The sequence below is a fragment of the Paraburkholderia sp. GW821-FHT02A12 genome (assembly GCF_059422005.1).
The window spans coordinates 3,196,909-3,223,440 of sequence record NZ_JBWKWA010000001.1 but is presented as its reverse complement, the minus strand read 5'-3'; the positions used below and the strand labels follow the sequence as shown (position 1 = coordinate 3,223,440).

At 59.4% G+C, this 26,532-nt stretch carries 21 protein-coding genes, 1 tRNA gene and 8 pseudogenes; 11 read left to right on the top strand and 19 right to left on the bottom strand.

Going from position 1 to position 26,532, the window contains the following annotated elements; genetic code table 11:
- The first annotated feature begins 22 nt into the window (after positions 1 to 22).
- From AC07WT_RS14615 to AC07WT_RS14605, 3 genes are all read left to right on the top strand, one after another.
- Positions 23 to 382, top strand: coding sequence for a DUF4212 domain-containing protein (locus tag AC07WT_RS14615; protein ID WP_492595532.1), 360 nt, complete (start codon positions 23 to 25; stop codon positions 380 to 382).
- Positions 382 to 2,400 carry a sodium:solute symporter family protein gene (locus AC07WT_RS14610; RefSeq protein WP_492595533.1) on the top strand — a complete coding sequence of 673 codons (2,019 nt, stop codon included), beginning with the start codon at positions 382 to 384 and terminating at the stop codon, positions 2,398 to 2,400. Before AC07WT_RS14615 ends, AC07WT_RS14610 begins: the two co-directional genes overlap by 1 nt.
- Positions 2,401 to 2,460: 60 nt before the next feature.
- Positions 2,461 to 2,551: transfer RNA gene (locus tag AC07WT_RS14605), tRNA-Ser, on the top strand.
- Between the two features lie 74 nt (positions 2,552 to 2,625).
- Here the strand turns inward: AC07WT_RS14605 and AC07WT_RS14600 are convergent.
- From AC07WT_RS14600 to AC07WT_RS14565, 8 genes are all read right to left on the bottom strand, one after another.
- Complete coding sequence (locus tag AC07WT_RS14600) at positions 2,626 to 3,675, bottom strand: tyrosine-type recombinase/integrase (RefSeq protein ID WP_494947559.1); 1,050 nt, start codon at positions 3,673 to 3,675, stop codon at positions 2,626 to 2,628.
- Complete coding sequence (locus AC07WT_RS14595; RefSeq protein WP_494948434.1) at positions 3,675 to 3,884, bottom strand: DUF4224 domain-containing protein; 210 nt, start codon at positions 3,882 to 3,884, stop codon at positions 3,675 to 3,677. The genes AC07WT_RS14600 and AC07WT_RS14595 overlap by 1 nt, the downstream gene beginning before the upstream one ends.
- A 44-nt stretch (positions 3,885 to 3,928) precedes the next feature.
- Positions 3,929 to 4,882: a hypothetical protein gene (locus AC07WT_RS14590; RefSeq protein ID WP_492595536.1), complete on the bottom strand. Its 954-nt coding sequence runs from the start codon at positions 4,880 to 4,882 to the stop codon at positions 3,929 to 3,931.
- Positions 4,875 to 5,801: a site-specific integrase gene (locus tag AC07WT_RS14585; protein ID WP_492595537.1), complete on the bottom strand. Its 927-nt coding sequence runs from the start codon at positions 5,799 to 5,801 to the stop codon at positions 4,875 to 4,877. The genes AC07WT_RS14590 and AC07WT_RS14585 overlap by 8 nt, the downstream gene beginning before the upstream one ends.
- Entirely contained in the window at positions 5,798 to 6,022 is a 225-nt protein-coding gene (locus AC07WT_RS14580; RefSeq protein WP_492595538.1) for a hypothetical protein, read from the bottom strand. Before AC07WT_RS14580 ends, AC07WT_RS14585 begins: the two co-directional genes overlap by 4 nt.
- 684 nt (positions 6,023 to 6,706) lie before the next feature.
- Positions 6,707 to 7,012: a hypothetical protein gene (locus AC07WT_RS14575; RefSeq protein WP_492595539.1), complete on the bottom strand. Its 306-nt coding sequence runs from the start codon at positions 7,010 to 7,012 to the stop codon at positions 6,707 to 6,709.
- Positions 7,009 to 8,025: a ParM/StbA family protein gene (locus AC07WT_RS14570; protein WP_494947558.1), complete on the bottom strand. Its 1,017-nt coding sequence runs from the start codon at positions 8,023 to 8,025 to the stop codon at positions 7,009 to 7,011. The genes AC07WT_RS14575 and AC07WT_RS14570 overlap by 4 nt, the downstream gene beginning before the upstream one ends.
- Before the next feature lie 2,285 nt (positions 8,026 to 10,310).
- Positions 10,311 to 12,899 (bottom strand): helicase associated domain-containing protein, encoded by a 2,589-nt coding sequence (locus AC07WT_RS14565; protein WP_494947557.1) that lies wholly within the window; start codon positions 12,897 to 12,899, stop codon positions 10,311 to 10,313.
- A 640-nt stretch (positions 12,900 to 13,539) separates the two neighbouring features.
- Here AC07WT_RS14565 and AC07WT_RS14560 point away from each other — a divergent pair.
- Positions 13,540 to 13,794, top strand: a pseudogene (locus AC07WT_RS14560) (IS66 family transposase); the annotation flags it as partial.
- On the opposite strand, the pseudogene AC07WT_RS14555 reads toward AC07WT_RS14560, so the two are convergent.
- From AC07WT_RS14555 to AC07WT_RS14535, 5 genes and pseudogenes are all read right to left on the bottom strand, one after another.
- Positions 13,791 to 14,069: pseudogene (locus AC07WT_RS14555) on the bottom strand (transposase); the annotation flags it as partial. The pseudogenes AC07WT_RS14560 and AC07WT_RS14555 overlap by 4 nt on opposite strands.
- A pseudogene (locus AC07WT_RS14550) lies at positions 14,066 to 14,203 on the bottom strand (phage integrase N-terminal SAM-like domain-containing protein); the annotation flags it as partial. The pseudogenes AC07WT_RS14555 and AC07WT_RS14550, both read right to left, overlap by 4 nt.
- Positions 14,204 to 14,452: 249 nt before the next feature.
- Positions 14,453 to 14,632: pseudogene (locus tag AC07WT_RS14545) on the bottom strand (IS6 family transposase); the annotation flags it as partial.
- Complete coding sequence (locus AC07WT_RS14540; RefSeq protein WP_494947556.1) at positions 14,560 to 14,859, bottom strand: AarF/UbiB family protein; 300 nt, start codon at positions 14,857 to 14,859, stop codon at positions 14,560 to 14,562. The pseudogene AC07WT_RS14545 and the gene AC07WT_RS14540, both read right to left, overlap by 73 nt.
- Before the next feature lie 49 nt (positions 14,860 to 14,908).
- Entirely contained in the window at positions 14,909 to 15,694 is a 786-nt protein-coding gene (locus tag AC07WT_RS14535) for an ABC1 kinase family protein (RefSeq protein WP_492595543.1), read from the bottom strand.
- Between the two features lie 333 nt (positions 15,695 to 16,027).
- Here AC07WT_RS14535 and AC07WT_RS14530 point away from each other — a divergent pair.
- A pseudogene (locus AC07WT_RS14530) lies at positions 16,028 to 16,159 on the top strand (IS5/IS1182 family transposase); the annotation flags it as partial.
- Between the two features lie 8 nt (positions 16,160 to 16,167).
- Here the strand turns inward: AC07WT_RS14530 and AC07WT_RS14525 are convergent.
- Both AC07WT_RS14525 and AC07WT_RS14520 read right to left on the bottom strand, forming a co-directional pair.
- A pseudogene (locus AC07WT_RS14525) lies at positions 16,168 to 16,459 on the bottom strand (ankyrin repeat domain-containing protein); the annotation flags it as partial.
- Positions 16,460 to 16,553: 94 nt separating this feature from the next.
- Entirely contained in the window at positions 16,554 to 16,679 is a 126-nt protein-coding gene (locus AC07WT_RS14520) for a hypothetical protein (RefSeq protein WP_492595544.1), read from the bottom strand.
- Positions 16,680 to 16,885: 206 nt separating this feature from the next.
- Between AC07WT_RS14520 and AC07WT_RS14515 the strand changes: the two are divergent.
- The 6 genes and pseudogenes from AC07WT_RS14515 (at position 16,886) to AC07WT_RS14490 (ending at position 22,654) form a co-directional block, all read left to right on the top strand.
- Positions 16,886 to 17,981: pseudogene (locus AC07WT_RS14515) on the top strand (IS630 family transposase).
- The gene (locus AC07WT_RS14510; RefSeq protein WP_429259590.1) at positions 17,978 to 18,220 is read left to right on the top strand and encodes a DUF6429 family protein; all 243 of its coding nucleotides are present in this window, start codon (positions 17,978 to 17,980) and stop codon (positions 18,218 to 18,220) included. Before AC07WT_RS14515 ends, AC07WT_RS14510 begins: the two are co-directional and overlap by 4 nt.
- Positions 18,221 to 18,647: 427 nt before the next feature.
- Positions 18,648 to 19,910: pseudogene (locus AC07WT_RS14505) on the top strand (AMP-binding protein); the annotation flags it as partial.
- A 510-nt stretch (positions 19,911 to 20,420) separates the two neighbouring features.
- Positions 20,421 to 21,161 carry an OmpW/AlkL family protein gene (locus tag AC07WT_RS14500; RefSeq protein WP_492596307.1) on the top strand — a complete coding sequence of 247 codons (741 nt, stop codon included), beginning with the start codon at positions 20,421 to 20,423 and terminating at the stop codon, positions 21,159 to 21,161.
- Positions 21,162 to 21,348: 187 nt separating this feature from the next.
- Positions 21,349 to 22,056, top strand: a complete 708-nt coding sequence (locus AC07WT_RS14495; RefSeq protein ID WP_492596308.1) for a TetR/AcrR family transcriptional regulator — start codon at positions 21,349 to 21,351, stop codon at positions 22,054 to 22,056.
- 154 nt (positions 22,057 to 22,210) lie between these two features.
- Entirely contained in the window at positions 22,211 to 22,654 is a 444-nt protein-coding gene (locus tag AC07WT_RS14490; protein WP_494947555.1) for an ester cyclase, read from the top strand.
- Here the strand turns inward: AC07WT_RS14490 and AC07WT_RS14485 are convergent.
- From AC07WT_RS14485 to AC07WT_RS14470, 4 genes are all read right to left on the bottom strand, one after another.
- Complete coding sequence (locus AC07WT_RS14485) at positions 22,621 to 23,004, bottom strand: site-specific integrase (protein WP_492596310.1); 384 nt, start codon at positions 23,002 to 23,004, stop codon at positions 22,621 to 22,623. The two genes, AC07WT_RS14490 and AC07WT_RS14485, sit on opposite strands and share 34 nt — an antisense overlap.
- A gap of 238 nt (positions 23,005 to 23,242) precedes the next feature.
- Positions 23,243 to 23,893 carry a hypothetical protein gene (locus tag AC07WT_RS14480; RefSeq protein ID WP_494947554.1) on the bottom strand — a complete coding sequence of 217 codons (651 nt, stop codon included), beginning with the start codon at positions 23,891 to 23,893 and terminating at the stop codon, positions 23,243 to 23,245.
- Positions 23,890 to 24,171 (bottom strand): hypothetical protein, encoded by a 282-nt coding sequence (locus AC07WT_RS14475; RefSeq protein ID WP_494947553.1) that lies wholly within the window; start codon positions 24,169 to 24,171, stop codon positions 23,890 to 23,892. The genes AC07WT_RS14480 and AC07WT_RS14475 overlap by 4 nt, the downstream gene beginning before the upstream one ends.
- Positions 24,172 to 24,248: 77 nt before the next feature.
- Positions 24,249 to 26,486 carry a putative bifunctional diguanylate cyclase/phosphodiesterase gene (locus tag AC07WT_RS14470; RefSeq protein WP_494947552.1) on the bottom strand — a complete coding sequence of 746 codons (2,238 nt, stop codon included), beginning with the start codon at positions 26,484 to 26,486 and terminating at the stop codon, positions 24,249 to 24,251.
- Between the last annotated feature and the right edge of the window lie 46 nt (positions 26,487 to 26,532).

Genomic DNA, 26,532 nt, shown 5'->3' with positions numbered 1-26,532 from the left:
TGGCTTTTTGGTACATAGGCGCATGGCCGCGCCGCATCACTCCTCTCACGCTACGCTCAATCCAGCGCCCGAACCGCCAGCGGTCTCGGCAGCGATGGCGCGCGCGCATCAGAAGTACTGGCGCTTCAATATCACGCTGATCGTGACGTTGATGACCTTGGGCTTCGTCGTGTCGTTCGTCGTGCCGCTGGTGGCGCCGGCGTTGGCGCAGGTGCGCATCGGCGGCTTCAGATTGCCGTTCTACTTCGGCGCGCAAGGGGCGATTCTCGTGTATGTGGCGTTGATCGTCGTCTATATCGTGCTGATGCAGCGCGCCGACCGACAGTTGCAACGCGCTCTCGATACCGATGCCGGCGCCGATTCCAGCGCGCGCGGAAACTGATGAAGCTCACGCATCGGCTGATCCGCTCGTACGCGCTCTATACGCTTGGCTTCCTGCTATTCATCTATGTGATGTGGCGCATCGAGCGCACCAGGGGTCCCGGCGTGTGGATCGGCTATGTGTTCCTGTTCGTGCCGATCGCGGTGTATGCGGTGATCGGCTTGCTGTCGCGCACGTCCGATCTGGTCGAATACTACGTCGCGGGGCGGCGCGTGCCGTCCGCCTTCAACGGCATGGCGACCGCCGCCGACTGGCTGTCCGCGGCCTCCTTCATCGGCCTCGCCGGGTCGATCTATGCGACGGGATATGACGGTCTCGCGTACGTGATGGGCTGGACCGGCGGCTACTGCCTCGTCGCGTTTCTGCTTGCGCCTTACGTGCGCAAGCTCGCGCGCTACACGATTCCCGATTTTCTCGGCACCCGGTTTTCGAGCAACGCCGTGCGTGGGCTCGCGGCGTTGGCGGCGATCCTGTGCTCGTTCGTTTATCTGGTCGCGCAGATTCAGGGCGTCGGTCTGATTGCGACACGTTTTATCGGCGTCGATTTCGCCGTCGGCATTTTCTGCGGACTGGCTGGCATTCTGGTGTGCTCGTTTCTGGGCGGTATGCGGGCTGTGACGTGGACCCAGGTCGCGCAATACATCATCCTGATCGCGGCGATTCTGATTCCGGTGTCGATGATCGCGCATAAGGACGGCCTCGGCTGGGTGCCGCAGTTCAACTACGGCCGCCTGATGGAGCGCGTGGAAGGATTGGAGAAGCAGGTGCGCGACGCGCCTCTCGAGCAAACCGTACGCGACGACTATCGGCGGCGCGCAGCGCTGATGCAGACGCGCCTCGATACGTTGCCGCAGTCGTTCGTCGACGAGAAGCAGCGGCTCACACAGGAAGTGGCGGACTTGCGGCGCCACAACGGTCCGCTGCGCGAGATCAAGGAGCGCGAGCGGGCGCTCGAACAGTTTCCACACGATGCCGCCGCCGCGCAGATCGTCTGGACCCAGCGCCGCGACGAGATGCTGATGCGTGCCGCCGCGCCGGTGCCGATGCATGAACCGTTTCCCGCGACGAGCGATGAGGACCGGCGCACCCATGAGCGCAATTTTCTGTCGCTGCTGTTATGTCTGTCGCTCGGCACGGCGAGTCTGCCGCATATCCTCACGCGCTACAACACGACGACCTCGGTGGCTTCCGCGAGGCGCTCGGTCGGCTGGACGCTGTTCTTCGTCGCGCTGTTTTATCTGACGGTGCCGGTGCTCGCAGTGCTGATCAAGTACGAGATGCTGAGCAATCTGGTCGGTCATCACTTCGCCGATTTGCCGCAATGGCTGACGCAATGGCGCAAGGTCGAGCCGAGTCTGATCAGCCTTGCCGATACGAACGGCGACGGCATTGTGCGCTGGAGCGAGATCCAGATGCAGCCGGACATGGTGGTGCTGGCCGCGCCGGAGATCGCGGGGCTGCCGTATGTGATGTCCGGGCTGATCGCGGCGGGCGCGCTGGCCGCGGCGCTTTCGACCGCGGATGGTCTGCTGCTGACGATCGCCAATGCGTTATCGCACGACGTCTACTATCACATGGTCGATCCGTCGGCATCGAGCCAGCGTCGCGTGACGATCTCGAAGATTCTGCTGCTGGGGGTGGCGCTGTTCGCGTCATATGTGGCGTCGCTGAATACGGGGAATATTCTGTTTCTGGTGGGCGCGGCGTTTTCGCTGGCGGCGTCGAGTCTGTTTCCAGTGCTGGTGCTGGGCGTGTTCTGGAAGCGCACCACGCGCCTTGGCGCCGTAGCGGGGATGGTGGCGGGGCTGGTGGTGTGCATTTACTACATCGTGTCGACGTATCCGTTCTTCACGCAGATGACGGGCTTCGCGGGCGCGCGGTGGTTCGGAATCGAGCCGATCAGCTCGGGCGTGTTTGGCGTGCCGGCCGGGTTTCTGGTGGCGATCGGCGCGAGTTTGATCGACCGGAAACCGGATGCTTATACGCGGGCGCTGGTGGACTACATCCGGCATCCGTAAGGGGTTTTGCAGGCGGGTGTGGCGCAAGGCCCGAAGTTTGCTATAATTCGGCTCCCCGCCGGAGAGATGGATGAGCGGTTTAAGTCGCACGCCTGGAAAGCGTGTATAGGTTAATAACCTATCCGGGGTTCGAATCCCCGTCTCTCCGCCACCCGCCACATAAGGTGTTCGGACGTTTCTCGTTCCTCCGTTGTGCCATAGAATCGGACCTGTGCCATAGAATTCTCAGCGCAGGGGCTTGACACGTTCCGGTTTCCGTCGATAGACCCTTTCCGTGACTTTGCCGTCGGCGTGAGCCAAGAGGGCCCGTGCGTGCTCGAGCGTCTCCGCGTCGCTGGCGCATTTGGCGCGCAGGTCGTGCTCCGTAAAGTGCTCCTTTACCTTTGTTTCGGTGAGGACACGATCCATGAAGTTGCGCCACATCGTGTCCCAGCCACCTGCGCGTCCTGCATCGTTGAAATAGCATTCCCCCTTGCGGTTGCAGAATAGCCATGGAGAGAGGAGGACCGGACGAACTGATTTCGCTGCGGCGACTGCGGCGCGCAACTCCTCAGTCCATTCGATGATAAGGCGCTTTCCGGTTGAGCCTTCGGTCTTGCCTGGTGTTAAATGAATGCCGTCAGCCCTCAAATCCGACATTGCCAGACGAAGCAAGTCTCCTCGTCGCATCCCTGTCAGCAACTTGATGCGCATGTATGCCTGGATCGCGAGCACACTGCCTGAGTTGCGTCGTGACTGCAGAGAAAGACATTCAACGATCTCCCAATCTTCGACATATCGTGTTCGCGCCTTTTCTCCGCTTAGCCGGACCTCGCCTTTAAATGGGTGCCGGTCAAGGTATCCCCACTCCACGGCTTTTGTATAAGCGTGAGACAGCACTTCGACCTCGCGCCTTGCCGCGGTTTTTGCCGAACGCTTATCTATGTATTGGTAAACGTGGCGCGGCTTAATGGATGCGAGTGGCATACCGCCAAGAACGGCGCGTAACCGTTTGATTGCGACAGCATTGTGCGCTTGGGTCGTGATCTCCTTTTTAGGCACGACCTCGAGTGCATAGCGCTCTAGCAAGTTACCGACCGTCTTCGCATCGTCGATTGCTCCGAGACGATCGGCCCATACCCTGTAGGCTTCTGGAAGAGTCTTGCCTAGCCGAAATTGTTTCTTTCCGTCCCAGGCATCCTCAAGTCCGACTGGCACCCGGTAGTAGTAGGCTCCGTGAATACTGCGCCAACGCGGCGGCAGTCCTCGGTTTTCAGGGTTCCTCTTCTTAGGCATTATGCTGCGCTCCAATTCGGCGTAGGTTCAACGGCGGTTCTGCGTTCGGCTGTGGCGCCAAATAGCAGCTCCACGTGCCGTCGCAGCACTACGATATGGCCGTCAGGGCGGATCCGATGCTGGATGCCCATTGCGCGAAGTGCCTGCGCCTGACTACCCCGCTGACGACGTCCAGTTAGGTACGTCAGTTCCTCTCGTGTCAGGAACATGAGATTGGTCGCTTGCTGCGACTCCGTGATCGTCAGTCGCTCGCTCATTGTTCCTCCAGTCGCCAATCTTTCGGTACGAAGGCAGGCGATTTGCCCGGTGCCTGAGCGGCCACGTTGGAGGCCGACGGGACACGGGCTTTCTGCGCGTCGTGTGCAGCTTGGGTCTTGGATCGCAGCGAAGCCAGGACCTCAGTGCGCCGATGTTCCAGCAGAATGCGACCCGGAGGACGAACCAGCGCGACGGTAGGTGACCCTCGCAGCGCAATCAGATCGGCTACGGTGAGTTGGTACACAGGCGGAACCAAGTCGAACCTCCCGCAGCTGCGCAACATCGCAACTGCGGAAGATGCTGCCTGTTTCAGTTGAGCCTGAAGACGCTGCAAGCGGTTCGGCTCGACAGGGTAGAGACCTTGCTCGACGGTCGTCGTGGACGCTTTGGCAAGAAGTTCTCCGAGCAGATCTTTCAGCGGGGCCGACGCAAAACCGTACACAACGTCGACGGCTTCGAGCTGAAGCCGGGCCTTGCTGAGATCGAAGGACTTCCAGGGGCAATTGTCACGTGTGATCTCCAGTTCCAGACCGAATTTCCAGACTAGCCGGAACATCCGGACCGCCAGATCCACGCAAGTTGTCCGCTTGCCCAATTTGTACCAAGTGAGAAACTCGTCCTCAGCGCGGATCGCCACCAGGGGCGGGTCACCGCACTCGGAGAAAAACTCCCGAAGAATGGTCAGTTCGCGCGTCCGGCGCGCACTAGCGTACGCGCTACTCAGAGGCAGTGAACATTTGACGAAGGCACTGAGCAATCCGAGTGCTGTAGTGGGCATAACCATCCTCGCTTGCGCATGTTGCTCCGCGACCCACCGCGAACATGCGATATGACGGTCCTTGCCCAAGACGAGTTTCTCTCCACCGGGACGAACCATATAAAAGGTGGATGTGCCATCCCGATTTCGACGTGCGCGCATGCCGGTCGGATGCCTTTCTTTTTTAGGCATGTGCTTTCCTCCGCGGCGTGTATGCGAGCGAGATCTCGGGACGGAGATGCCCCAGTTCCTGAGAGACGATTTCCAAACAGTCCAGAGGATCGAGTCCCAAGGAGATGAGCACTTCAAGACGACGTTGGGCGTACGCATGACGCAAGCCGTGGAGTCCAAGCGAAAAGCCAAGCGCGAGCTTACTCACGGACGAAAAGGATTCGGAAAGGCTGTGTCCTCCGCCTAAGTCGAAGACGCGTGTTCGATGCACGTTCCGATCAATTACGGCAACGGGCGCTTCGAGCCGGCGCAACTGCAACTGCTCATGCAATTCGAGCGGAATCCAGACGCTCCGGGCCAATCCGCCCTTGCCGGTCGTCCGATAGATGACGCCCGCAGGCATTCCTAAGAACAGATCGCTTCGCCATGGGCGGTCCGACTCCGGAGCAAGTTCGTGTGCCTCTCTCAGCTCGATCAGATCTGTTGCACGCAATCCTGCGTGGAATGCGATGCGCGCGCCCAGGGAGTTGTGTGGCTCCTGACGGGATGCGACCTGCTCCATCTCTTCGTGCGTGTATGCCCGTCCGTCGGTGAACGTGGGAATTTCTGCGTCAAAATTCGGCAGTATCACGCAGAACACGAGACTTAGCGCCTGCCTGTGCTGGTCCATTGTCTTTTGGCGCCAACGCACACATTCCTCTAGCAGGTACTCTTCCAGCTCGGCGCGGGTGACGGGCGCGTTAATACTTGTTCCGCTGGCGATGCGCCACGTCAGAAACTCGCGGATACATTGCTCAAAGTTGCGCGCTGTGCCGACTGAGAAAATTACGTGGTTGGCCAGATCGCTGAGCGCGGACTTTTTCTGTCCAAGTGCGATCACAGACGAAACAAGCGCTCGGGCCAAACCCTGAACCGAGGGCGTTTTTTTTGTTCGGTTCACTTCGTCTTCTCCCACGCGAAGTTGATTCCGAGCTCTTTCAGGAATCGGTGGATCGTCGACTTGTGTGCCTTGACGCCGAAACGCTGGTCAATTTTCTTTGAGAGCTGTTGAAGGGAATAGGCATGCTTGTCGATCGCTCTTAGTCGCGCCACGGTCTGACGGCGCAGGTATGCGACGATTTTGGGGCGATCAAGCTTCGAATGTTTGTTACGTGTGCGCATCACAAATCCTCCGAAAGGGAATCTCGCATCCGTCAGCTCGGATGCAACCCGCGCAGCAAAACGCTGCCGTCGTTCGCACGGGGAGCGACGGGTCAAAAAGCTTTGCGGGTTGATGCGGAGCGGCCGGGACCAGGGGCCGCCACGGTGGCGTCAATGCCGTTTCGGAGGAAATGCAGCGAGCTCGTCGAAAGATCGACGAATCTCAGATATTGTGTGTGCTTTTCGGGGGAAAGAAGTTGCGAGGACCGGATGGCATATCAGGCTTACGGCAGGCCAGGCGCCACGGATTGACGCAGACGCGAACGGAGGCGCCAATGCCCCACTGCTTAGATGCGGGCGGTCAGTCGGACCGGATTTTCAGTCGGACTGCGCATGCTTTTTCTCGCGAACGAGCAAAGAGTGCACGTTTCAGAATCGCAGGTAGCCCTGCTTGAATGGCGAGCAATTCCAAGTTGGAACTGTTCGACTGGGGTGCCCCGAAGGGCTCATGCCGGATGGGCGGCGTGTAGACATTTTATAGAGACATCTGGCCAACGTAAAGTATCTGTTCTCGTGTTGTGTTCGTGCAATAAAAAGGATAACGAAATAGTCGATTGAAGGGTCGCTGAATCCGCCCCCACAACAACCTATGGAAGCAGGGATCTATCACGCGGCCGAACGCCTATGTTCGTTTTCGGCATGGTCCTAATCGCCTTCGACTCGCGAAGGCATGAAGTCAGAAAGAGCATTGGCAAAGAAGATATCCCCCAAGTCGGTAATTACGGTGGGCTGCGGCGGTAGTGGGGTGTCACTGGTATCAATGGCCGGTTGCGAACCTATCCCACTGCCATTTCCTCCGTTCACTCCCATCTTTTCTAGCATGCGTCCAAGATTGGCATATTGAACAAGCAAGCGCGAACGCCGCCGGGGGGATGTCTCGCGTGCGAGGACTTCGGCAATATGGGAATCTTCTACTTCGTGAACCGTAAACCGACCTTTCAGCAGTTTCATCGCTTCCCCTTAAATGTGGCCTCGCCCGCCATCAAAAACCCGATCGCATTAGCGAATCGGGGCTGCTCGAGCAGCTTGATTTCGCAACCGAGCGCCTCGCGAAGAGCCGGCACGTAGTAATGTGCTGCGCCTCCAGTAGCGAAAACAGTCAAATCCTCTTGTGTCTTAATAGTGGTCATAACCGACCTGGCTATTGGAATCGTGACGTGCAACGCTGCGCTGAGAAACGGCTGAAGGTCAATCTCTTCGCCCCCATGTATGAGGGCCTTGCCGGTCACAATCGCCCGATCGATCCGGTCCAAATTGCTAAACCGTCCCTTGTATTTCCGCTGCAACAGTGTCGCGATCTCTCTCAACACGATTGCCGCTCCACCTTGCAAACCGCCGCACCGTGCCCGATCAACCTTAAAACTAGATGAGGACACGAAAGTATCGGTGGTATTCCACCCTGAATCGACGATGCAGCACGACGTATCACCGTAAAATGCATTCGGGTTTGTCGAGCGCAAATATACATAGGCTCCGAGCGGTTGAGGCAAAACGGAAACATTGCGGATAGTGAAGATCCCGTGCCGTCCAAAATCATGGTTGCCACGGAATTTCTCGATTAGGACTTGTGCCCACATTTGATACGTCGGGAGAGGAAGCCCCAGTACCAATTCGTCGACGTGCCTTTGCCCACACCGAATAAGGGCGGACACCACCAGAGCAACGTATTCGTCCGTATTAGGGAAATCATCAGTCTCGGTGCGGATGATGCTCGAAGCGACAACCTCGCGGTCGGAGGTGTCCACCAGATACTTTGCGCCATTGACTTCGATTTCCAGATCGGCCTCACGTGCACCAACGTCCTCCATAGTGGACTCAAAGGCAATTCCGGCGGCACGGCGAGCGATCGACGGCATACTTCCTGTAGTGATTCCGTCGTGCATGAAAGCAAATTTGGTAAAGGAGTACCCGACATCGATGCCTACGGCAATCGGTCGCTTTGTGAAACTGGGTTCGTTAAACATGCGTTCTCCCGGTAGGGTGGGTTAAATGTGTTAGCGAGTCTCTGATTCGATCTACGCTCGGCTTAGGTCGTTTGTTCGTCTGCCACCACTAATACTTCGTGTTTCAGGCAGCCATGTTGCAGGCGCTCGCGCGCGATGCAAGTCGTGTGATAGTGGCAACCAACTGTGATGCGATGCTGCTTGGTCCCGCCGGACCACTCGGTGGAGTCTGTAGGGTCCTGCGCTGTTATGAAAGATGATCGGCTCCAGGCCGTGCGTGCCCCCGCAGGGACGCGGCTTGCCGCCATGCTGCTTTTTCTGGAACGGTCTGCATGCGCGGCCTGCGTGCGAGGACTGTAATGCTTGAGAATTTCGGGAGATTCATTTGGCGCGCCGCGCGACGGCAACGCGTGTGAGGACCGGAACCCGCGGGCGCGGCGGTCGAATTTGCGGGTGCCAAAGAGGCAGGTGCGGGTAAGCCGCTCCGGTTGGATGGGCGCGCGGCATGGCTGCGGCGCGCCGAACTTCACTTTGGAATGCTCGCTTTTGAGGGGTACCGCAGGCGCTGCACGAGTCGGTCTTGGCTCGGCCGCAAGTCAAAGCGCGTCCGGCTGGGTGATCGCACGTTGTGCACCGGCTAGCACGTCGTTGTGACGAGCTATCGGACAACTTGCGTCCAAGTCCTCGGACGTTGCTAACTTGATGTGAGCACGCAAGGGTGCTCATCCAATGGGGGTGTCAATCAATTGATCGACGTCATGCCGCAGTGGCGGCGGATATTTCAAGCCAGAGCATAAGAGAAGTCGCTCGGCTTTGCAAGTGCCGTCCGCAAAGGAATATCAACTAGTTAGGGTTGCTGACGACAATCGGGTCGAGTGAGTCGGTTCTCAGCGATCAGTGAGGCGGTCAGATAGGGTAGTCAGACAACTTCGCAGGCAGCCTAACTGAGATCGCGATTGTTGCGTCTAAGGGCTCTTGTCGTTCGTTGGTCGGAGTATCTAAACGCTTGCGGGGCGTGAGGTTGGAGGGATGCTCGCCCTGTCGATCGTCCCTGACACAGCCGTGTTTCTAGAGCAATGCGATCAAGGGGGGTATTACTGAACTTCGCTTCTCGTTACGCCAGTTGAGGTAGGTCGATACCTGAGTTGTGTTTTGAAGGCGATCATAGGTGGCGCACAAGTGGCACTTAGCGGCGCTGGAAAGCGCGAAACTTGACTTTCACTAGAGCAAAGTGGCGTTCAAGTGGCGCTTTGTTAGCGCGATGGACGCCGTCGTGCTGCGGAGAAGGTATAGCCCTTTGGAGACTTGTTGCAAGCCTGCCTTGTGCGGTCAGATTCAACTCGTAGCTAGCAGGGGAGACCCGAAACGGCATGGACAGGCTTCGTGCGCGTTTTCTCTCGTACTGTCTCCCCTCGATCAAGGGATCGAGGGCGTTCGATTCTGCCCTCGATTTTCCGCGTCGACTAGATCGTTGCATATAAGCTAGGCAGTGGTACACAACGGACGGCCATGAAAGCCTTGTCCGGAAAGGGTTTCCGACAATCCAGGCACATCGACAATCGCCCTGACACAGCCGTATTCATTGCAACTTTCGACACTCGTTCATTCATCGGTTCCCTTCGCTGGTCGATCGCTGTTGGACGGCAAAATGGTCTGCGTTGACTCTGATGTGGGAGATGCTGCACTCGGTCATGGTGAGCCAGGAGTCCGGGCACGTGTACGCGAATGTCATCGCTGCGTTAACACCCGCTATCACGGCATTCGCGTGGGGGGCCGTGCCACGGCGACACGGGTGGGGCGCAGGGCGCAGTTTTGTGCGTAGGTCCAACTCAACCGGTCGATGCCCGCAGATTTTCATCTTTATCCGCAGGGAGTGTGTTGCGCCACCGTGATTGCCCTACGGGTCACCGGTTCAGACACAGGGCTCGACAGACTGGCGGTATGACTGCTGATGATAGACGGGCGGCCCCAATCCTGCCCTTCCCGGCAACATTCAAACGCTGCCAATGCAGCTTGCATCGAATGTGACGAAATCTGGCTTCGTATGTCTCGTCGGAAGGCTCGCCAGCACGCCCGACAATGATTGTTCAGTCAATCGGATATCGGTCACATGGCGCTCAAAACAGGTACTCCGGCGCCCGACGGGCGCGGTGATATCGACACAGCCGTTGCGCAACTCGTATGAGGCATACGGAGTTCCACGTGCATGATGCGGCGCTCTCGGTCCAGGTCGAAGCTGACGCGCGGGCAAGTCCTCCCGACGCACAGCCGGGAAGGTGGGACTATGCGTTACGCCGGTTGCGCTGTCATTCAAGGCGAACGCCAAGCGCCTGGAGGCGCGAAACCCGCTCCGGGTTCAGCCGACCCTGCCCGAAACGAATTCTCTGCGCGATCAGCCATTTGCCGAGTGGCGTGCCATCCACAGCAACGAACCTCCGTGGGAGGTTTGGATCGTCTCCCGTCTCCTGAACGTGGCTTTCGAGTACCCGGATTGTCATTTCAAACCTCGCGTCGCCGGGGTTCATCTGAACACCCAGGGCCACCAGACACGCGAGTCGGTCCGGACTCAGCTTTTCCTTCCTGTACGAGGATCGCTGGGCCTGGACCCATTGCCAGAGTCGAAAACCACTCGGCGTTACATGTCTGCGTGGCACATTCACGTTACCTGTTTCGGCCTTGAAGGTCTCGAGTTCGCGTAACCCCTGTTGCCAGTCGCTCTTGTGAGCACGCAGGTTCCGCAGAAAATTCACATGGCCCTGTGCCTGCACGAGGGCCGTAGTTACGCTAAATGATTTTTCCCAGTCGTCGATGCGAGGCTCCATCTGAACACGCAGGGCCACCAGACACGCGAGTCGGTCCGGACTAAGCTTTTTCTTCCTGTGCCGGGATCGCTGGTTATCGACCCATTGCCGGAGTCGAAAGCCACTCGGCGTCACATGTCTGCTAGGTACATTCACGTGACCTGTTTCGGCCTTGAAGTTCTCGAGTTCGCGTAACCCCCGTCGCCAGTTGCTCTTGTGAAGACTCTCGACGAACCCAATTGCAGTTAGACGTGCAAGGCGTTCGGAGTTTAGCTTTTCCCGGCTCAACTTAATGCGCTGAGTGCGGACCCAAACGCCAAGACGAAAGCCACTGTCCGTCACATAATCCAGATGTACGCGACCATGCCCATTCTCAAGCCAGTACTGCTGATACGCCCTGAAGCCGGCTTCCCACGCATCTGTCCTGGAATGCGGAACCACTCCCAGCGTCATCAGCCGTTCAAGGCGATCGGCCTGCAACCAACCCCGTCTGGCTCTAGTGCGCTGGTACTCGAGCCACATTCCGAGAGCAGAGTGGCGCGACAGACCTTTGAGACCATGCTCCCGATGGTAATCCTTCAACTGCTGAAACATCTCATTCCACCGTCTGTCCAGGTCAGCAGCGCTATTCCTGCTGAAAACCCGAACCTCGATGGCGGCGCGCAAACGCCGGACGATTTCCGGCGGCGCGAACAGCTTGATCTTCGACATGATGGCATCGGTGTTATCACGCCCGCCAGCATCGCCTCGACTCAAGGTAAGCGTCTGGGCAACAGCATCATCGATCGCGGCCATCGCATGGATCGCGTCGAGTGCATGGGCAAACCCAGCGCCGGCGATCGCAGTCTCTGGATCTGGTCCAGCCTGGTCCAGGTACATGGGAACGAAGATGTAGCCGATTTCCTTTCCGGTTTCCGGACTCAGCCTCAAGACACGGCCGCACATCTGCGCGACATTGATCGGATTTCTGTGCGTCGCCATGAGAGCGACGAGGTCGACCTCGGGTACGTCGATTCCTTCAGCAAGGCAATTTACGTTTGTTGCGATTCCCCGCTGCGCATGACGAAACGCGTCGAGGGCCGCGTCGCGCTCTTTCATCGACATGGTCCCGTTGACGTGAAATCCCGGGATCGGCTCACCTGTATGCGCGGAGGGGATAGCGTCAGACAGTGCGGCGAATGCACCTGCGGTCCTGACGCGATCATGGAACGTGATGGCCTTCCGGGCTCCGACTTCCGCCATCGCTTTCTGCAGTGCGATGAGCGCAGCGAGCTCCGGCGTATTGGCGCCGGCGTTACCATCTAGCGACAGTTTCCCGCGTTCAAGCCAGTGACTATCAACGCCAAAGCGCCGATTGACGCAGGCAAGGATGATCTGGTAGTCGCAGACCAGACCCTGGCGAATCGCTTCACGCAGCGTCAGGCGATAGACGACGCGCCCATAGACGGACTCATCGTCCATCGAATAAATCGCCTCGTTATCGTCCCCATCTGCACGAACGAGCCGCGGTGTCGCCGTCATGAAGAGGCGCTTGGCAATCGGGATCCCGACATCGTCCAGAGCCAGCGAAAACTCCTTTTCCGCCAGCCCGGTTGTGCAGTGTGCTTCATCGAATACGCCAAGGTTAAAAGCGAACCCTGCGGGCAGTGCCTGTGCAAGGACGGCGGCTGACTGGTAGGTCGAGAAGACGACGAGCCCTCGCCGGGCTGCGCGAATGACATCGCGTGCGACGTCCACGCTGGTCGTAACCGGGCAGTCAAAGGCCGATAGGGCGACAGGTATCTCTTCGGTGTCGTCGGGCACCACGGTCGGGTCCGAGCAGACGCAAAGCGCATTGGCAACCCGTACTGGATGCTGGCGCAACCACGTCTGGATCGTCTGCGACAGCAGACCGAGGGTCGGTGTGAGCACAAGCGTGAACCGCGCGCCCATGCGGGCATCAATCTCTGGCTCAAGCAACGTCTTGCCAGTGCCGCATGCCTTGACGACGGTAGCGCGATCAGCGGTCCTGAATTCAGCACAGACCGCGTCGATCGCTTCCAACTGGTGGGCGCGTGGATCGAGTCTTGCAAGCAAGGATGGACGGTTACTCATAATGTGATATGTGTAGTGCTGGTATATGCCAGTCTTATCGACATGAATCAGGCCGAATTAAGCAGACGCGCGACGCCCTGCGCCTCTACTGTACGAACAGGGCCGCGTACGGCACGAGGGACCCTGCGGAAATCCTACCGGCGGATGTCAGCGACACAAGCGCGAAAACACGAGTAAAAAGGTGGTCATTCAGCGGGCGGCAGTGTGCCAATAGGGTCCGCGAAGTCCGGCTACGCTGAGACAGCCCAAGTCACGCGCGCCGCCAGCACAGACAACTGCTCTTGCAATCGTTGCGCGCTTGCCTTACCCTGGCTCAGAACGGGACTGAGGCGAAGTCAGGCGATATCGGGTGCGTCGCCGGCAGCGCGGGACGCGAACACGCCCAGACGCCCGCAGGCTCCAACCGCGGGCGTCGCGCCAGTCTCACGCTGAGACGGAATTCACCGGTCCGGCCTTTGATTTGTATAGAGAAAAGACGATCGGGTTTACGCAAAACAGCCGTAGGGCTGCGTAAATCCGTTCGGAAATGGGTGCGACGCGCTCAGCCAGATCCGATCGTCCATGCCAGATGGACAACGACCGGACTGCTCAGGCCGCGCGCCGCCTAGACCGGCTTGCGGAAAAGGTCCCCAAAGCCGTGGCTGCACAGCCCGTGATCAGCCTGATGCGCGACGCGCTACTTGAGGCAGAGGTGATCCACTGCGACGGGACAACTATCCAGGTCCTGAAAGAGAAAGGGCGTCGCCCGCAGACGAAGAGTTACCGGTGGGCGCAGATGACCGGTTCGGGTATCCCGACACGATGCTTCACTTATACATCCGGACGCGGCGATAAACGGGCCGACAAACTGTTCGCCGGCATCCGCGATGGTGCAGTCCTGATGACCGACGGGTATGCATCGGTGAGCGCTTCAAGGAAGCGGCGCCGGAACAGGCGCGAGAGCACCCGCACCGGCAGGAAGAAGCCGGGCCGGCAGGCGATCCAGCGCTCGCCGTCGAGCGACAGCCCACCGCCCGGGACGATGCCGTGCACGTGCGGATGATGCGTGAGCGCTGAGCCCCAGGTGTGCAGGACAAATGTGGCACCGATGTGGGCGCCGAGGTGCCTGGGATCGGCGGCGATCGTGCGCAGCGTGTGGGCGGCGATGTCGAACAGCAGCCCGTAGATGACGTGCCGTGATTGACCAGATGCAGCTGGTGGCCGCGCAGGTCCTCGACGGTGGCAGTATCAGGCGAACGCCCAAGGTATCGGGAGAACTCGCGCACGATGCGCAGATAGTTGGCTTGCGTCCTGGGAGAAAGCTGGCAAAATCATCCCTAGCAACTTCATACTTGATCCGCGAGTAGCGTAAATGCATCTCTATGATGCGAACAACTTCCCGCCCTCGTGCCCAGCGTCGACTATCGAGGCGACTGACTCGGCAGGCATGCACTCATTTGCGGGCAACTATTCGCTAGCACATGGCTGCAACCATAGCTCCGGTCTTTATAACTATTTATGGCATTGTCAACTTACCGAAGGAGGGATGGCACGACGGCAGCTGCGACGACTGGTCAGAAGGTAGTCGACGGATTTTGGGCGAGTTCGGCGAATTCGCGCCATGCAACGAACCGGGCTTCGAGTTGTTTGCGATAAAGTGAGGCGCGTATCACGTGCCGCTTCAGTGCGAAGTGTTGCCGGATTGGCCCGAAGCACGCGAGAAATTTTTGAGTGCGTTTTGGGTCGCGAAAGCCGCAGCAATGCCCATGTCGAAGTAGGCATCCACAATCCACGGAACGTCTGCGGAACCGACGGCGAGGATGAGTTGTCCGAGCGACTCCTGATCGTGCGCAGATAGCCGTCCCATGATGCCGAAATCATGGAAGCACAATCGGCCATCGGCACGGACAAACACGTTGCCGGGGTGCGGATCGCCATGGAAGAAACCGTGCTCGAACACCTGCTTCAGGAACGACGCCATCAGATTTGCGGCAAGCCGTTTCCGATCCGCCGGGTCAGCGTCTGTCTGCTCAGCCATCTTGTGCCCCCAGGCTTCGCTCCATCGTCAGCACACGCGGACTGGTGAAGTCGCAGTAGATGCGGGGCACAAACACACCGGGATCGTCCTGCAAATCCTCTCTCAGATGGTCGCCATTGCGTCCTTCGGTTCGATAGTCCAGCTCTTCCGTGATGATCTGGGCGAACTCCTCGACGAGATCCAGTGGTCCGAACCGGCGGCTCTCGGGCACATATCGTTCCAGCCGCCGTGCCAGAAAGCGCAGGACGTTCAGATCAGCCTGAATAATCGGCTCGATACCCGGGCGCTGCACCTTGACGACGACACTGGTGCCGTCGAAGAGGCGGGCAGCGTGAACCTGACCGATCGACGCGGCAGCAAGAGGCGAATCGTCAAATTCGAGAAATAGTTCGTGAACCGGCCGACCTAGCTCGCGCTCGACAATGGCACGCGCTTGTGCACCGGAAAATGGCGCGACGTCATCCTGAAGTTTCTGTAACTCCTCGATGTAAATCTCCGGGAGCATGTCGCGCCGCAGACACAGGAGTTGACCAAACTTGACGAATGCAGGCCCAAGCCGTTCGAGCGTTTCCCGAAATTGCTTCGCATCATCATCGCTGGTGTGCCCCGCCTGTGAAGCGATGCCCGACACGTTCCGCCTGAGGTGCAGCCGCTGCACGTAATGCGCCCAACCTGCTTCGATGAAGGCGCGCATGATGTGGGCGAGCCGCGGCAACTCCGGGGAGCCCAGTCCACCGCTTCCCTCATTGGGGAGACTCGAATGCGTCACAGAGCTCATCAGGTTTCTCCGCGCTTGCGCTTGCACATCGGTGTGAGGAGCGCGTCTTCCCACAGACGCGCGGCGTCGCGATAAGTTGTCGTTTACATCGTTCATTTGATTTGCAGACTCCCCCAACGCACTACGCCTGCGCGTCACACATTCCAACAATACGACTACAGGCTAGTGGGTTCGGCCATCACCGGCTTGATGTGGGTCAAGCTTAAAGGGCAATTGAGGTGGACAATTCCGAAGCATGCCCGATTGCCCGATCGCAGCAGGCTGCGCAACGCGCGGAAATTTTGCCGCTATGGGTTGTCGCCTGGCGCCATAGCAGAGCGCGAATTCGGGCAAGCATGGCTCCACAACTTTCGTCGTCTTCGCATTCGCTTTGAGCGTCGCGCCGACATTCACGAAGCATTCCTCAAACTCGGTTGCTCCCTCGTCTGCTGGAACATCTTCAGGCATACGGAGCAGTCATTTTGAAACGGTCTCTTAAAAGCAGCTCCAGCAATGGGCGTCTGCCCATGATCATTGCGCAGGTTCGGATCGGCGCCACGCTCCAGCAGCACCCGCACTGCATCCACGTGTCCGTGATAATTCGCCAGCATCACAAGACTGTCGCCCTTGTTTGCGCAAATTCGGTGGTACGCCGTTCTCAATCACCGAAGCGAGCATCACGGCATCACCGCGTCGTGCGAGCTCAAAGACTTCATGCGCCAGCTCGAGCAAATCCTGATCGAGCTGCGGCTTGGAGGGCGAGGAAGAATCAGCGTGGTCCGTCAATGGAAACTCCTTGCAATGAATCAGGCCGTCTCGGCGGCACCGGGAACATCGGTCAGAATGCACATGTCGCGCTGCCAACGCCCGCAGCGGCGCGCTACAGCTTGCCGAGCAGCATCACCAGCAATCCGAACACGCCGATCGTAACGGTGACGCCCGCGCACAACACGACGAGCGAGAGAACCAGAATCAGGGGCGCTTTGAGGCGGCTGGGTGTCGACATGATGGCCGTTCAGGTAAGAGGCGAGCAGTGCAGGACGCGCCAGATGCGGATCGCCGTCGCGCACATAGCCTAAACAGCTTAAACGTATTCACGATAACGTGCGCTTGAAGTCATGCGCGAAACTAGTGTTCTGAGTTAGAAATTCATTGAAAGATGTCAATCCCGTACTAAAGTGTCTTGTATGGCACTTGATACGGGAGGTAACGATGAGCGGACGGCCCAAAGGAGAACTCGTGCTGAGCGAATCGGAACGCAGAACAACTGCAAGCGCTGACGATGCGACGCAAGACGGCACAGGCCCTGGCATTGCGGGCGCGCATCGTACTGGCTTGTGCCGATGGTATGGATAACAAGACAGTTGCGGCGAAACAGCGGGTCACTCAGCAAACGGTTTCGAAGTGGCGGGCGCGGTTCGTGATCCACCGTCTGGACGGACTGCTTGATGCGCCTCGGCCCGGCGCGCCGAGAACGATCGATGACGCGCGCGTCGATGCTGTCATTGCGAAGACGCTCGAGTCCGTTCCTGTCGGAGCTACTCACTGGAGCACGCGCACGATGGCTCATGAGATGAAATTGTCGCAGACCGCAGTCACGCGAATCTGGCGTGCTTTTGGTTTGCAACCGCATCGGCAGGAAACGTTCAAGCTCTCCAGCGATCCGATGTTCGTCGACAAGGTGCGAGATATCGTCGGGCTTTATCTGGATCCGCCGCTCAAGGCCATGGTGCTGTGCGTGGACGAGAAGAGCCAGATTCAGGCGCTGGACCGCACGCAACCCATATTGCCACTGGCACCCGGCATCGCTGAGCGACGCACGCATGATTACATGCGCCACGGCACGACCACGCTGTTCGCTGCGCTGGACATTGCTACTGGTGAAGTGATCGGGGAGGTACATCGGCGCCATCGCAGCAGCGAATTCCTGCGCTTTCTGCGTACCATCGAAGCCAGCGTGCCATCCGGTCTGGATGTGCATCTGGTGATGGACAACTATGGGACGCACAAAACACCCTCGATCAAAGCCTGGTTCGCTCGCCATCCTCGCTTCCATGTTCACTTCACGCCCACTTCGGCGTCGTGGCTTAATCAGGTCGAACGCTGGTTCGCCACGCTCACTGAAAAATACCTTCGACGCGGCACGCATCGATCGACACGTCAGCTTGAAGACGCGATTCGTCATTACCTGGACACCTATAACGCTAATCCCCAGCCGTTTGCCTGGAGCAAGTCGGCTGACGAGATCCTGGCCAGCCTCGAACGGTTTTGTGTGCGGGTTCGTAAGGCCGCGGGAGTAGCACCATGAAAATCAATACCGATGCAATTGATGAAGTCGCCCTGGCACTCCTCTACCTGACCCTGCATGATCGATACCGCGCATGGAAGGGTTTCGACTGGGATGTGCTAAATCGGCTCTACGAACGCGGCTTCATTGATGATCCGGTCAACAAGACGAAATCCGTGATCTTTACCGAAGAAGGGTTGCGCGAGTCCGAGCGGCTTTTTAATCAGCATTTCGTCATTTCGGATAGAGCGGAAGATTGATTCAACGAACTTCTAACTCAGGACACTAGCGTCCATCGCAATCTTCGAGGAATCGTTAGTCATCCCATCCCGAGCCAATCTAACGGCCGTTCCCCCATCGTCCACTCGTTTGGAGGTTCGCCATCCGCTGTGTTCTGGTACAGCCAGTTGCCGCAGACCGTGCAATTCCAGTTGTTGCTGATCTTCGTCATGTGGCCCGGCGACCCGATTTCACTGACGCCGGAATCGGCGAGATCACCATGCGGAGGAACGCTAGATGGCTTTCCAACCAATTCGAGACAGGCATTGCAAGGTTGCATAACTGCCTCCAAGGATCTGTTTCGAGGAATCCGTGCGCGCGGCCTATTCGGAGTTCTCGTCGCACCACTGGATCGCCCAGCGCTGCGCCGCCTCGATAGCGTCGGCGTCGGAGGGATAGTCGCCGAGGTTGGCCAATGCATGGAACGCGGGTCAATTCTTCGGTGAAAGCATTGGTCCTGGGAAAACGATTTTTTGCGGATTGCCGCTTTTCCACGTCAACGCCGTGATCGTGACAGGCCTGCTCGCGTTCTCGCGTGGTGCCCACGTCGTGCTCGGCACACCGCAAGGTTATCGGGGCGATGGCGTTATAAAGTGCTTCTGGGAAATTGTTGAGCATTACCGCGTCAACTTCTTCAGCGGTGTCCCGACACTCTACGGATCGCTGCTGGACGTCCCGGTTGGCGAGCACGATATCAGTTCGCTCGAGTATGGACTGTGCGGCGCCGCCCCGATGCCGGTGGAATTACTTCGCGCTTTCCAGGATCGTACAGGAATCAGAATCCTTGAGGGTTACAGCCTCACGGAGGGTACCTGCGTTAGCAGCGTTAACCCGCCGCTTGGCGAGCGCAGGGTCGGTTCGATTGGTCTTCGTCTGCCCGGTCAGGCGATGAAAGCAGTGGTGGTCGACGCAAGCGGCCGGTATGTACGGGATTGCGTTGCGGATGAGGTTGGCCAACTGGTTATCTCCGGGCCAAACGTGTTCGTTGGCTATACCCGGCTGGAGCAGAACAGTGGCATCTGGATGGAAGATGGCGGCGGCGGGCGCTGGCTCAACACCGGAGATCTCGGACGCTGCGACCCCGATGGTTACTTCTGGCTAACCGGCCGGAAGAAGGAGCTGATTATCCGGGGTGGACACAACATCGACCCTGCAGCAATCGAAGAGCCGTTGCATCGCCATCCCGCGGTTCAGATCGCCGCAGCCGTAGGGCGCCCCGATGTGCATGCGGGCGAATTGCCGGTGGCCTATGTCCAGCTAAAGCCGGGCATAACCGCAACCGAAGCGGAATTGGCCGAGTTTCTGCGTCACGAGATCAACGAACGCGCCGCGTTGCCAAAGGGGATACGGATCGTGGACACGATGCCGTTGACGGGCGTCGGCAAGATCTTCAAGCCGGCGCTGAAACGGCGCGAAACGGCAGATGCCTTGGAGTCGGCCCTCGTAGAGGCTGGCGTCGAGGATGCAATCGTTAGCCTCATTGATGACACCTCGCTCGGAATGTCACTCCACGTCGAACTTGCCGACCCCGCGTTCGAAGCGTTGACGACTTCCGCGCTCGGGCGCTTTCCGTTCGCATTTTCGATCTCGGCCGCGGCGAGGCCATCACGGGCCGAGCAACCGACGGGGACAGACGACGCATCGACAGATACGCGGGCCAGCCCAACGTGACACGAGCCCCGAGATCAAACGGACGCGCTCGGTCATGCGCCCAGATTAAAGGCTAGTCAGCGCATACCCGCCGCGATGCGGCGGTTCAAATTCATGCCAATGTTTATAGCTTAGAACACCTAATTGCCAGGGAGGGAAAGAAGATGGGTGTCGCATCAGAAAGGTCTTTGCGTTCGCAGGTTGAAAAATGGCTCGGGCCGACTTCTTCGATGCCGGTTCGGGTTACCCGATTCAACCGCGCGCGCTCGAATCAGAGACCGTGCGTGCGTATCGAGTTACTGCTACCGACAGGCCCGCTTGGATTCTTTTTCTTCCGGCACCGTGACGGTACTTGGTGCGTGTTCCCGCCTGAGACGGAGCGCCTGGCCATGCACGCTTATTAGGGTGCAGGGCGATCGGAGTGTGCCCATTGTGTCTATACGAAAACGGGAAAACAAACAATTGAACGGATCGAACGGCAACACCACTGATTCATAAAGAATTTCCAGACAGAGAGACAGGAGAAAAGACATGAGGAATTACAAACGCGCAATCAGTTCGGTCGGTATGGCAGCTTGTATCTGCCCGGCGGCGCTTATCGACAATGCCAATGCACAGTCGGCCGGAAGCGTGACACTGTCGGCAGGATGGCTTCACATTGCGCCACAGGGCAACGCAACGCCACTAACCGTGGAGAGCATTGGCGGCGTAGCGGTGAACCAGCAGCTAGCCGGTACCGGGGCGCATGCCAGCTCGACGGATACGGTGGGAATTACCACCGAGTACTATGTCACGGACAACATTGGTGTTGCCACGCTGTTTGGATTGCCACTGGAGGTGAATCTGGTTGGCGATGGTACGCTGCAGAAGTATGGCAACCTTGGCTCGACGAGGCCGATGCCGCCCGCCCTCGAACTTCGATACCACCTGTTTTCAGCCGAATCGAAATTCCGTCCGTTCGTCGGACTCGGCGTGAACTATACGTGGTTCACCCAGGTTCGGACAACTAATAGCCAGTTTGTTTCTGATAGCCTCGGTCCAGGCGGCTCGGCACGAGCGACCCTCAGTTCATCGTGGAACCCTGTATTCGAGGCTGGGGCAAATTACGCGATTACAAAACATTGGTCGGTCGGAGCCTCTCTCGGCTACGTTCCAGTGAAGACCCACCTGACGCTTTACGGGCAGACCGCGACTGGAACGCAGATCGTTTCCAAATCGACGCTCCGGCTCGATCCGCTTAACGTCTTCCTGAACGTCGCCTATACGTTCTAGCGCGTACAGGTCGTCGACGCGCCAATAGAGGGGTTTGAACGCTCATCGAAGACACGGAAGTTATTTTTTCGCCACCAGGACCTGACTGCAGGCCGCGACCTCACGGTCGATTACACATATTTCGACACACGCTGCTGCAAAGGGGCCCGGCGATGCCGGGTCTCTGATCCGACCGGTACGTTATGCCATGAAACGGGAACGCCTGACACACGCACAGCGCAGGGAACAGACGCGAAAGCGTCTGCTTGAGGCTGCGCGAAAGATGTTCGTCAAAAAAGGATTGGCCGCTACAAGCGTGGAGGACATCGCCGAGACGGCCGGCTACACGCGCGGCGCGTTCTACTCGAACTTCGACGGTAAGTCGGATCTGCTGCTTGAGTTGGTGCGCCGGGACCACGATAGCGCGCAGGTCGATCTGCGGGCGGTCATGGACGAGGGCGGCACGCCCGCGGAAGTGAAGGCGCGCGCCATCGCGTACTACAGCCGGTATTTTCGTGATCGAGACTGCATTCTGCTTTGGGTCGAAGCCAAACTACTCGCGTATCGGGACACCGCGTTTCAGGAGCGCTTTAACGCGTTCCGGCACGAAAAGGTCGACCAGATCAGCGCGTACATCCGCACGGCGTCGGAGCGCGACGGCAGGCCATTGCCCCTGCAGGCGGACGCGCTCGCGCTCGGCTTGGTGAGCCTGCGCGAGGGTGTGCAGTTCTCCAGAATGTGCGATCCGCAGAGGGCGAGCGACAAGGTGATGCAGATTGTGCTTGCCGGATTTCTTTCGTGCGTATTGTGGCGGCAATCGGAAGAAATACAGCACGCCGATCATCGCGCGGGAGTGCCCGGGCGCGGCCGCGGACGTCGGAGGCCCACCGCGGGCGCCGACAAAATCCGTGACTAGGGTCCAGCACGATGAAATTGAAGGCAACTGCCTGGGCAACGCGCTGTACCGCGCTCAGCCTGTCTGTCGTCAGAACTCGTCCCCGCCAGACCCCTTCAGTCTCGTACGGTTGGCGCGGGTAGTTGTGTATGTCAAACCGTCAAAGGAGATAACCATGTCTTACGACCACACGAATTTCCAGAATATCCTTGCGCAGCGGATCATTGGCCGTTTTTACCAGGCGCACGCTCAAAAAGACGTTGCGCTTCTGCGGACGGTTGTTACGCCCGACTGGCAATACGTGCCTGCGTCTTTGGGGACGGCCGGGGGGCCAGACCAGATGATTCCAGTATTTGTTGACTTGGCTTCTGCGTTGCCGGACATGGACGTTCAGATCTTGGACGTATTGATCCACGGGAACATGGTTGGCGTGCGGGCAAAAGTCACGGGAACGCAGTCTGGGTCTCTGATGGGCATCGCAGCGACATCTAGGCCAATCGAGTTTGCGATTCACTCTTTTCACGAGTTTCGCGATGAACGTATAGCGAAAACCTGGCATATCGAGGACTGGCTAAGTGTCTTCCATCAGCTCGGAACGCTGCCGCCCAGTCTCAATTGAACAAGCATTGTCGGAAGGTATGGCGCTTTTGTGGGCATTTCCGGTGCCCAGCAAGTTCGGATTGCATCGAGTGCCCGGGCCTGGGTCGCTTCCGCCGCCGTCCGGTTGTTGTTGTCGTCGACGGCATCATGAGAGGGCTTGCGCAATGCCTGCCGGTATGCGAGCAGGTCGTGGTGCGTGAGATCCGACAGCGGGCCGAGTTGCTGCGCTTCGCACCACATGACCAGCCGCCGCAGTTCGGTCCGATATGCACGCAGCGTATGCGGTGAGCGGCTCGCGCGATCGCGCAGGAAGAGCGCGACAGCGTGCGCGTCGTCGCCCACGCCGAGCGTGTTGGTTGCGCTCGCCACATTCGCGAAGCGTCCCGCGCGCGCCACGCGATCAATGGATGCGGCACGGTGGCCAGCGCCGTGGTCTCCCGCGAGGTTTCCCGTATTGGCTCACCGGTCGCGGACGGCAATCCCACTTCGGGCGAGACCCTGAAGCGTCTTCGATGCGTGTGCAGTACGCGCTGCAACACCGCCTCCGGCGTGGGTGCATTGTCGCTTGCCGCAGTGCGCGCGCGGCCGCGATCCCAGTATGGGACTGTTAAAAAGCGAGGGGTTCCGCTTCTGCCGCCCGCTGCAGGAACTCGAGAAAGCGGAACACGTCCTCCGGTCCTTCGTCAATGCGCGCTCGATAGGCTGCAAACCTGGTTGCCAGATCACCATTGATCACCGCGCATCGCACCTGGGCAAGCAGATGGACGCCACGTGGCGTCCAGCGCATGTGCTGGCGCTTGCACATGCGTGCGTTGACCACCTGGTTCACCGCCGATTCCGCCATGGCCGTCGAAATCGGCTCGCGCTCACGATGGTGCTTCCCGTAGGCGGTCGTCGAGCCGTGGTTGCTTTTCAGGTAAGCGAACAACTCGCCGAGGCGATAGTCGAGTTGCTCGAGGCTCCGCGCGAATCGCTGCGTCGGTGGCACAACGATGCGACAGAGCAGCGGGATCTGTCGCATCCGTTGCTCCGCTTTTGCAGCGTTCGCATGCCAGAAGCACCAGCGCAATTTGTTGACGTAAGTTTGCAGCGCTTTCTTCGTGTACTGCTCAGTCTCGGATCGTGGCAGCAAACCCCTGACGATCTGCTCGAGATACCGCACCCGCATCGAGATGTGAAACCAGTCAAGGATCGGCGTGGCGCTAAACGGGAGCTGACGATAGATGCTTTGGATCCCGTTGGCACCGTCTGTGATCACCGAGAGTCGTGGGTGAGAGGTCCCGGCGTGCATCTGGACAAGCGAAGCGAGCCTTTCGGTAAGCATCGTCGACAGATGCGCCGTAAGGCGCAAATTTCGTCCGCTTGGGCTGGGATCACCGCCTGTTGCAAGTTATGCAGCAGTTGCTTTCCATCCGCCAATGACAGCCCTACAGATTCGAGATCGAGTGTCTGGCTTGGCCGGTCGATGCGGCCTACCTCGATCGTATTTACATCACCCCAGTCGGTAATCAATTCGACGCGAACAACGATTTTCATCGCGGACCTCGACGTAGGTACTGGCGAGGTTCAATGCTAGCGCTGCCGAAAACCCCTCGCTTTTTAACAGTCCCGCACTACGTTGATTCGGCGATGTGGCCCTGGCGCAGCAGTGCGCTGGCCTCAGCGGCCGCCACCGCCTCGCTGAAATGAAAGCCCTGCGCCTTCGTCGCCCAATTCGTGTCAGCGAGCAGCAGACGCTGCTGCTCGGTCTCTACGCCCTGCGCAATCACGCCGATACCGGCCTCGCGCGCGAGGTTGACGATGGCACGGATCGTCGCCGCACTCCCGGGATCGCTAGTGGACCGGTGGATGAGCGATTGAGCAATCTTCAGATGGCTCACGCGCCAGGCCCGGATATAGTCAAACGACGCGTACTCGCTGCCGAAATTGTCGATGGCGATCTTCACGCCGAGTTCGCGCAGCGCCCGGAGCACGTCGTTCTGGGACCACGCGAGCCGGGTCAGGGTCGCCTCCGTCACGTCGAACTCCAGGTCGGACGGGGCAAGCCGCCATTTCGCGATGGTTTCGGCGACATCGCGAATGAAAGTCTGGGCGCTACCAAGCTCGCACAAGGACAGATTGACGGCGATCATCAGGGGGGCCACGCCTTCGTCGCGCCATGCCCTCATCTGACGGCATGCCTCATCCAGCACCCAGTGGCCAAGCGCTCTCATCGTGCCGGCCCGCTCAGCAATCGGCACAAAAATGCCGGGGGCAAGGAGGCCGCGTGCCGGATGATGCCAGCGCACCAGCGCTTCCATCCCGACAATGTTCCCGGAGGACAACTCGACCTCGGGCTGGTACTGGAGTTCCAGTTCGCCGCGATCCGCTGCGCCTCTCAGATCATCGGCGAGCGTCACCCGTTCGAGCACGGACTGGTCGAGCCCGTCGGAATGGAAACAATACCGGTTGCCGCCATCTTGCCTGGCGCGGTGGAGCGCGAGATCAGCCTGCATCAGCAGCGCGTGCGCGTCGCTGCTTCCCTCCACGTAAGGACTGACCCCGATGCTGGTGGTGATCCGCACATCGTTGCCATCGAGGTGGTAGGTGAAGGCCAGTGCCGTCCGGAGTCTCGCCGCCAGGCTCCCAGCGTTAGCGGGCTCGCCCATCTCGCCCTGCAGGATGGCGAATTCATCCTCACCCAGGCGGGTCACCAGATCGCGTTCGCCCATGCAGGTCGTCAGACGCTTCGCGACCTCCCGAAGCAGCAGGTCGCCAACCGGGCGACCCAGTGTGTCATTGACCGACCCGAAATGATCGAGACCCAGATGGAAGACCGCAAACGGCATGGCGCCGCGTTGGGCGGCCGCGAACGCGTGGCGCAGCCGGCGTAGGAATGTCGTCCGGTTCGCCAGTCCCGTGAGCGCATCGGTACCGGCGAGCCGCGCGGTTTTCTCCTCCGCGGCCTGTTCCCGGGTCATGTCGAGGATCATCCCTTCGATTTCGATGAGCCGTCCCTCCCGGTCGCGCACCGGGACGAAGCGGTTCTCGACACAACGACCGGCGCCGTCGCCGGTGCGCAGGCGGAACTCGACCGACGCGCCCGTGACGCCCCGGTCCAGCACGCGCGCGATGGCTGCTTCGACCCGCGTCCGATCGCGCGGATCGAAGAGCTCCTCGACCCAGGCTGACGAGGCCAGCAAGGCGTCACGGTCGTGACCGAACCGTGTGATGCCCTGTGATATGTACAGGAGTGAAAGCCCGGGCTCGCCACGCAGACGGTAGAAGATAGCCGGGCCGTTCTCCACGACGGGATTCGCCTCGTCGGGCTCCCGGGTTTCTCCCTCGATGGCCAGCGCGAGGTTGCTCATTCCGACAGTGGCCGCTCCTGTCGTGCGCCGCCTGGTCGTGAGCATGCTGGCGACCCGACGTATCCCGGCAGGGTTCAGTGGCCCGTCGGGAATGAGCAGCCGGTTGTCTGCTCCCAGGCGCGCGGCCAGCGTTTCCCGGCGGGCGTCGGCATCCGCGTTTATCAGCGCGAATTGCAATTGCGAGTCCACCTGCCAGAGCCGCCTGATCGTCGTCGGGCCGTCCCAGCCGGACGACATGCACATGTTGAGGAATGCCATTGCATAGGGCCGGTTCCGCCCAAGTGCGCGCTCGACCCGCGCAAGCGCTTCCTGTCCCGAATGCGCGGAGTCGACCGGAAACGCCTCGCGAGCGACCGGCACTCCGACCGACAGGGCCGTCCGGGTTGTCGCCAGCGCGGTTTCACTGTCGGGGTGGCCAGCGAGAATCCTGCGCAGATCCTCCTGCGTCACCGCGTTGTCGTCGATTACCAGAATGCGCCGATTGGCCGGATCGGCCTGCATTTTCGTCCGGGATCCTTCACGGACCCGGTGGCCGTGCCCGGGTAGA